This window comes from Streptomyces sp. NPDC054847 (assembly GCF_053610925.1).
On record NZ_JBSGZJ010000353.1, the window covers coordinates 1 to 7,437 of the forward strand.

The 7,437-nt window shown below is 72.1% G+C and carries 6 protein-coding genes; 5 read left to right on the forward strand and 1 reads right to left on the reverse strand.

What is annotated here, in order from left to right; translation table 11 throughout:
• Positions 1-1,041: 1,041 nt before the first annotated feature.
• Positions 1,042-1,788, forward strand: coding sequence for a hypothetical protein (locus ACWGH4_RS26830; protein ID WP_453465486.1), 747 nt, complete (start codon positions 1,042-1,044; stop codon positions 1,786-1,788).
• Positions 1,789-1,855: 67 nt separating this feature from the next.
• Here the strand turns inward: ACWGH4_RS26830 and ACWGH4_RS26835 are convergent, their stop codons facing one another.
• Positions 1,856-3,136 (reverse strand): DUF1015 domain-containing protein, encoded by a 1,281-nt coding sequence (locus ACWGH4_RS26835; RefSeq protein WP_453465478.1) that lies wholly within the window; start codon positions 3,134-3,136, stop codon positions 1,856-1,858.
• Between the two features lie 92 nt (positions 3,137-3,228).
• Between ACWGH4_RS26835 and ACWGH4_RS26840 the strand changes: the two genes are divergently transcribed.
• The 4 genes from ACWGH4_RS26840 (at position 3,229) to ACWGH4_RS26855 (ending at position 7,304) form a co-directional block, all read left to right on the forward strand.
• Positions 3,229-4,257, forward strand: a complete 1,029-nt coding sequence (locus ACWGH4_RS26840) for an HAD hydrolase-like protein (protein ID WP_453465480.1) — start codon at positions 3,229-3,231, stop codon at positions 4,255-4,257.
• 61 nt (positions 4,258-4,318) lie between these two features.
• Positions 4,319-5,371, forward strand: coding sequence for a FecCD family ABC transporter permease (locus ACWGH4_RS26845; protein WP_453465482.1), 1,053 nt, complete (start codon positions 4,319-4,321; stop codon positions 5,369-5,371).
• Positions 5,368-6,405, forward strand: a complete 1,038-nt coding sequence (locus ACWGH4_RS26850) for a FecCD family ABC transporter permease (RefSeq protein ID WP_453465484.1) — start codon at positions 5,368-5,370, stop codon at positions 6,403-6,405. Before ACWGH4_RS26845 ends, ACWGH4_RS26850 begins: the two co-directional genes overlap by 4 nt.
• Before the next feature lie 32 nt (positions 6,406-6,437).
• Positions 6,438-7,304: an ATP-binding cassette domain-containing protein gene (locus ACWGH4_RS26855; RefSeq protein ID WP_441266606.1), complete on the forward strand. Its 867-nt coding sequence runs from the start codon at positions 6,438-6,440 to the stop codon at positions 7,302-7,304.
• The last annotated feature ends 133 nt before the right edge of the window (positions 7,305-7,437 follow it).

A 7,437-nucleotide genomic window follows, 5' to 3' on the forward strand; every position in this document is an offset into this window, starting at 1 on the left:
GTTCACGCTGGACCAAGGGTCCTTTTTGTTTTGCCGAGAATGACGAAGCGCGGCCGATCGCCGGCTGCGCGAGAATGACTGTGGTACCCGATGACAGGAGTCACGCCGATGTCCCCCAACTCTTCCGACGATCGTCCGGAACGCGAACCGCGTCGCAAGGACGGTGGTGACAGGGGCGGCTTCCGCGGCGGTCGCGACGACCGGGACCGGGGTCCCCGCCGTGACAACGACCGCGGTGACCGCGGTGGCTTCCGTGGTGCCCGTGACGACCGCGGCGGTCGCCCCGCCGGTGGTGGCGGTGGCGGCGGTTTCCGCCGTGACGACCGCCCCGGTGACCGCGACCGTGGCCCGCGCCGCGAGGACGACCGCGGTGGTTACCGAGGCCCCCGCGACGGTGGCGACCGTGGTGGTCGCCCGAGCGGCGGTGGCGGATACGCGCCTCGTCCCGCCGGCGGCGGCGGTGGCTTCCGGCGGGATGACCGTCCGGGTGGTTTCCGTCGTGACGACCGTCCCGGTGGTGACCGTGGTGGTTACCGCGGTCCGCGTGACGACCGTCGTGACGAGCGTCCCGCCGGTGCCGGTGGCGGTTTCCGCCGCGACGACCGCCGCGACGACCGCCGTGACGACCGCGGCGGTCGCCCCGCCGGTGGTGGTGGCGGTGGCGGCGGCTTCCGTCGTGACGACCGTTCCGGTCAGAGCGGATACCCGCGTCGCGACGACCGGCAGGGTGGCTTCCGTCGTGACGACCGCTCCGGTGGCGCTGGTTACGCGCGGCGTGATGACGACCGTGGTGGCTTCCGTGGCCCCCGTCGCGAGGAGCGCGACCGCGGTGGTTACCGCGGCTCCCGTGACGACCGCGGTGACCGTGGTGACCGCGGCGGCTACGGGCGGCGTGACGAGCGGGACCGTCCCGACCGTGAGCCCGTCAAGCGGCTCCCCATCCCTGACGACGTCACGGGCGACGAGATCGACAAGGACGTCCGCCAGGAGCTCCAGAGCCTGCCGAAGGGCCTCGCGGAGGAGGTCGCCCGTAACCTCGTCATGGTCGCGAACCTGATCGACGAGGACCCCGAGCAGGCCTACGCCTACTCCCGTATCGCGCTGCGGCTCGCTTCCCGTGTCGCCGCCGTGCGTGAGGCCGCGGGCTTCGCCGCCTACGCGACGCAGAAGTACTCGGAGGCGCTGGCCGAGTTCCGTGCGGCGCGGCGGATGACGGGCACCGTGGAGCTGTGGCCCGTCATGGCCGACTGCGAGCGTGGGCTCGGACGGCCCGAGCGGGCGCTGGCGATGGCCGGCGAGCCCGAGGTGCAGAAGCTGGACAAGGCCGGTCAGGTCGAGATGCGGCTCGTCGCCGCCGGGGCGCGCAGGGACATGGGGCAGCTGGACGCCGCCATCGTGACCCTGCAGAGCCCCGAGCTCGCCTCCAACTCCGTTCAGCCCTGGACGGCGCGGCTGCGTTACGCGTACGCCGACGCGCTTCTCGCGGCCGGCCGTGAGAACGAGGCCCGGGAGTGGTTCGCCAAGGCGCTCGAGGCCGACAAGGACGGCGCCACCGACGCGTCGGACCGACTCGCCGAGATGGACGGTGTCGAATTCGTCGACGCCCTGCACGACGACGAGGGCGACGAGGACGCCGAGATCCACGAGGGCGACGGGGGCGCGAAGGCCGACGCCGGCGACGTCGACCTGAGCACGGGCAGCGGCCCCGAGGCCGTCACCGACCTCGGCACCGGCGCCGAAGGCGCCGAGCCGGACGCCGGCTCGGACAGGTCCGGCGACCAGTCGTAACGCGCGCACATGAATGAGGGCGGCCCCCGGTCCACGGGTGCCGCCCTCAGTCGTTTCCGCCCGGATGTCAGTCCAGCGCGAGGCTCCGCAGAACCAGTCCCGTCGCCGGCTTCGGTCCGAACGACGTCGACTTGCGGGGCATCGTGACGCCTTGGAGCGCCAGCTCCCGCACGACGTCTTCCCGGACCGGGTGCATCAGCACCGCTGTGCTGCCGTCGCGTTCCGCCTTGGTCACGGCCGACGGGGCGTCGTGGATGTAGGCGATGTGTCCGGGGTCGTCAGGGATCTGCCACACCTGTTCCAGGAGTGTGGAGTGCAGCACCGTGGCGTCCAGGGTGCGCCACGCCTCCGGCTGACCGCTCGGCACCGTGCGGTTCAGCAGTCCGGCGTCCGGACGGTCGACGAGGTGGAACCGGCCGTCCCCGGCGAGGAGGAAGGCATTGCCCTCGCCGGCGGCGTCGGCCAGGGTGTCCAGGGCCTGCGGCAGCGGTACGTCGAGGTGCGTGACACGGAAGGAACCGGTCAATGCGGTGAGCGCCCGGTCGACCGGCAGGCCGTGCAGCAAGCGGTGGATGGCCCGTACCTGAAGGGGGTAGCGGGCGGAGTCGACCAGCAGCACCAGGCCGTAGTTCCACGGGCCGGGCGACGTTTGTTCCGCGCGCAGCCGCAGATAGGTCGCCCAGCGGTGGTGGCCGTCGGCGATCATCGCCTGATGCCGTTTCAGATCCTCCTGGACCTCGGCCAGTTCCTCCTCGTCCGTGACGCACCACAGGCGATGGCCGAAGCCGTCCTCCGTGGTCGTGGACAGCAGCGGCGAACGCCGGACGGTGCGCTCGATGACGGCCGTCGTGCCCGTGGCCTTGCCGGAGCTGCGGTACGTGAGGAGCAGCGGTTCCAGGTTCGCCGCCGTCGTGCGCATCAGGGAGGCGCGGTCGGCGACGATGTCCGGCATGACGCCCTCGTGGGGCAGGACGACGCCGTCGGACGGCTCCGAGAGCGCCAGCGCCCCGATGACGCCGCGTTGCAGCACATCACCCTTGCGCTGCTCGTAGATGTACAGGGCGGGCCGGTCGTCCGCGGCGAGGACGCCTTCCTCGAGCCAGCGCGTGAGCGTCTGCGCGGCCTGGTGGTGGCGGTCCTCCGGGGTGGTCGCCTGGGGAAGGATCAGGCGCACGATGTTGTGCGGGTCCGCCGACTCCAGGTGGTGCAGGCCGTCCGGTCTGACGACCACGTCGTACGGCGGCGAGGTCACGGCGGCGAGGCTGCCCACCCGCTCGGGGACGTAGCGCAGTCCGCGGAACGGGATCAGACGCAGGCCGCCATCGGCCGCAGGACCTTCGTTGTTCATCAGGGCATCGTATGCGCGTGACCGCATGAGCGATGATCGGGGGAGTGGACCCGGTCACCGGGAGCGCGGGAACCAGCGAGGAGCGGAAGCGGATGAGTCAGCAGGGCGTGAACCGGCCGAGCGGAAGCACACGGGCGCTGAGCGAGGCGTACGACACCGCCCTGCTCGACCTCGACGGGGTCGTGTACGCGGGCGGTGAGGCGATCGTGCACGCCGTCGAGTCGCTGGCGACGGCCAGTGAGCAGGGCATGCACCTGGCGTACGTGACGAACAACGCGCTGCGCACCCCCGATGTCGTGGCCGCCCATCTGACCGAGCTGGGCATCCCGACCGGGCCAGGCGACGTGATCAACTCCGCGCAGGCGGTGGCCCGGCTGATCTCCGAGCAGGTGCCTCCCGGTTCACGGGTGCTGGTGATCGGGGGCGACGGGCTGCGGGTCGCGCTGCGCGAGCGCGGTCTCGTGCCGGTGGAGTCGGCGGACGACGACCCCGCCGCGGTCGTGCAGGGCTACGGCGGTCCCGAGCTGCCCTGGGGGCGGTTCGCGGAGGCCTGTTACGCGATCGCGCGGGGTGTGCCGTGGTTCGCCTCCAACACCGACCTGACGATCCCGAGCGCCCGCGGCATCGCGCCCGGCAACGGCGCGGCCGTCGAGGTCGTCCGGATCGCGACAGGGGCCGAGCCGCAGATCGCGGGCAAGCCGCTGCCGCCGATGCACAAGGAGACGATCCTGCGTACCGGTGCCGAGCGGCCGCTGGTCGTGGGCGACCGGCTGGACACGGACATCGAGGGGGCGTTCAACGGCGGCGTCGACTCGCTGCTCGTACTGACCGGGGTGACGGACGCGGCGCAGCTGCTCACGGCCGTGCCGCGGCACCGGCCGACCTATGTGGACGCCGACCTGCGCGGCATGCTGACCGGGCAGCCCGAAGTGACCGAGCATGACGGCGTGTTCGGCTGCGGCGGATGGACGGCGTCGGCGCACGGGGACGAACTGTCGCTCGACGGCGACGGCGATCCGCTGGACGGCCTGCGCGCGCTGTGCGGTGCCGCGTGGACGCACGCGGGCGACGGTTCGTGCACCCTCGACGCAGGGAAGGCGCTGGCCCGGCTGGGCTTTTAGGACTCTCCGGCCGGCAGCCTCTCTCCGAGAGGCGATGCGAGGGTAGGCTAACCTAACCAACGTGTTGGTCGAGAGTCCCCCGAAACGGAGCGCGGAGCCTGCGTCCGCACCCGCAACACCCAAGCGCCACGCCCTGCGTGCCTTGGGGCTGCTGGTGTCGTGCGGCATCCTGCTGCTGATCTGCGTCGCGAGCATCGCCGTGGGCGCCAAGTCGATTCCGCTCTCCGACGTGTGGGACGGGCTGTTCAACAGCACGGGCACCGGCAACGACGTGATCATCAGGGACGTCCGCGTCCCGCGGACCCTGCTGGGGCTCGTCGTCGGTGCGGCTCTCGGCGTCGCCGGCGCGGTGATGCAGGCGCTGACCCGCAACCCGCTCGCCGAACCCGGCCTGTTGGGCGTGAGCGCGGGCGCGTCGGCCGCGGTCGTCTCCGCCATCAGCTTCCTCGGCGTCACCTCGCTCACCGGCTATGTGTGGTTCGCGTTCCTCGGCGCCGCCATGGTCTCCGCCGCCGTGTACGTCCTCGGCGGCAGCCGCGGCGCCACCCCCGTACGCCTCGCGCTCGCCGGCACGGCCGCCACCGCCGCACTGTACGGCTACATCAACGCCGTCCAGCTGCTGGACGCGGCCGCGCTCGACCGGCTGCGGTTCTGGACGGTCGGTTCGCTCGCCTCCGCCGACATGGGGACCATCAGCAAGGTCCTGCCGTTCATCGCCGCCGGACTGGTGCTCTCCATGCTGCTGGCCCGGCCGCTGAACGCGATGGAGATGGGCGACGACACCGCCCGCTCGCTCGGCGCGCACCTGACCCGCACCCGCGTCCTGTCGATGCTCGCCATCACCCTGCTGTGCGGTGCGGCGACCGCGGCCTGCGGCCCCATAGTCTTCGTCGGTCTGATGATCCCGCACGTCGTCCGCGCCGTCACCGGCCCGGACATGCGGTGGATCCTGCCGTACGCGGCGGTCCTCGCGCCCGTCCTCCTGCTCGGCGCGGACGTCGTCGGCCGGGTCGTCACCCGGCCCTCAGAGCTTCAGGTCGGCATCGTCACCGCACTGATCGGCGGGCCGGTCTTCATCCAACTCGTACGCCGCAAGAGGATGGCCCAGCTGTGAAGGCCGTGAAAGCAATACGCACGCCGGGCGGGCTGTCCGTACGGCTCGACGCCCGCGCGGCGTCCGTCGTCACGCTGCTCGCGACGGCCGCGGCGGCCGTCGCGGTCGTCCTCATCGGCAGCGGCGACTTCCCGATGTCGTTCGGCGACGTGACCGCCACACTCCTCGGAAACGGCACCGCCGCACAGGAGTTCATCGTCCAGGACGTGCGGCTGCCGCGGGTGCTGGTGGCGATACTCGTCGGGGCGTCGCTCGCCCTCAGCGGCGCGATCTTCCAGTCCCTGTCCCGGAACCCGCTCGGCAGCCCCGACGTCATCGGCTTCTCCCAGGGGTCCACCGTCGGCGCGCTCACCGTGATCGTGCTCTTCAGCGGCGGCTCGCTCGCCGTCGCCGGCGGCGCGGTCGCCGGCGGACTCGTCACCGGCATCGCCGTCTACACGCTCGCGTGGAAGCGCGGGGTGCAGGGCTTCCGGCTGGTACTCGTCGGCATCGGCGTCGCCGCCATGCTCACGGCGGTCATCCACTTCCTGATCACCAAGGCCAACCTCGTCGACGCCACCAGGGCCACGCTCTGGATGACCGGCTCTCTCGACGGCCGCGACTGGGCGCAGGTGTGGCCGCTGGCCGGCATGTGCGCGGTACTGATGCCGGTCGTGTTCGCGCACGGACGACCGCTGCGGATGCTGGAGATGGGCGACGACGCGGCGTACGCGCTCGGCGTCCCCGTCGAGCGCACCAGGATCGTCCTCATGGGGTCCGGTGTGCTGTTCATCGCCGTCGCCACGGCCGCCGCGGGGCCCATCGCCTTCGTGGCACTCAGCGCACCCCAGCTGGCCCGCCGGCTCACGCGCTCGCCCGGACCGAACCTGGCCGCGGCCGCCGTCATGGGCGCGGCCCTGCTCCTGGTCGCGGACTGGACCGCCACCAACGCGTTCGGCGACCGCATGCTGCCGGTCGGCGTCGTCACGGCGGTGCTCGGCGGCGGCTACCTGCTCTGGCTGCTCGTCACCGAACGCAAGGCGGGGCGGATATGACGGCGGGTACGGACACGGACAGGGTCAAGGACATGCGTACGGGCGCCGGGGCGACCGCCGCCCGCCTCACAGAGAACTCCAGGAGTACGACGACGATGCAGCGCCTCACCGCGGAATCCGTCACCCTCGGCTACGACCAGCGGGTCATCGCGGAGGACCTGTCCGTCGAGATACCCGACAACTCCTTCACCGTGATCGTCGGCCCCAACGCCTGTGGCAAGTCGACGCTGCTGCGGGCCCTTTCACGGATGCTGAAGCCCACGAAGGGCAGGGTCCTGCTCGACGGGGAGGCCATCCACTCACTGCCCGCGAAGAAGGTCGCCAGGACACTGGGGCTGCTCCCGCAGTCGTCCATCGCACCCGACGGGATCACGGTCGCGGACCTCGTGGCGCGCGGCCGTTACCCGCACCAGGGACTGCTGCGGCAGTGGTCGCCGGAGGACGAGCGGATCGTCGAGGAGTCGATGGCCGCGACGCGGGTCGGCGAGCTGGCCGACCGGTACGTCGACGAGCTGTCCGGCGGACAGCGCCAGCGGGTCTGGATCGCGATGGCGCTGGCCCAGCAGACGCCGCTGCTGCTCCTCGACGAGCCGACCACCTACCTCGACATCCAGCACCAGCTCGAGGTGCTGGACCTGTGCGCGGAGCTGCACGAGTCGCAGGGGCGCACGCTGGTCGCCGTCCTGCACGACCTCAACCAGGCCGCGCGCTACGCCACGCACCTCGTCGCCCTCCGCGACGGCAGGATCGTCGCGGAGGGAGCGCCGTCGGAGGTGGTCACGGCGGAGCTGGTGGAGCAGGTGTTCGGCGTGAAGAGCCAGATCATCGAGGACCCGGAATCCGGCACACCGCTGGTGATCCCGGCGTCGCGGCGGGGGGTCGGCGCGAAGGTGTCGTGAGGGTGGGGTGGGCGGCGGGGCGGGTGCGGGTGCATGGCGCCTGCGGCGGGCCAGTTCCCCTACCCGCCCCTTCCCGCAGTACCGATGTGCGGCTCCGCCGCGTGGGGGCTGCGCCCGGGCCCGTTACCGCGCT

Bases quoted from the DNA above. Each gene is read 5' to 3' on its own strand.
- ACWGH4_RS26840 (WP_453465480.1), top strand. From the start codon at position 3,229: ATGAGTCAGCAGGGCGTGAACCGGCCGAGCGGAAGCACACGGGCGCTG.
- ACWGH4_RS26855 (WP_441266606.1), top strand. From the start codon at position 6,438: ATGCGTACGGGCGCCGGGGCGACCGCCGCCCGCCTCACAGAGAACTCC.
- ACWGH4_RS26835 (WP_453465478.1), bottom strand. From the start codon at position 3,136: ATGAACAACGAAGGTCCTGCGGCCGATGGCGGCCTGCGTCTGATCCCG.
- ACWGH4_RS26830 (WP_453465486.1), top strand. From the start codon at position 1,042: ATGGTCGCGAACCTGATCGACGAGGACCCCGAGCAGGCCTACGCCTAC.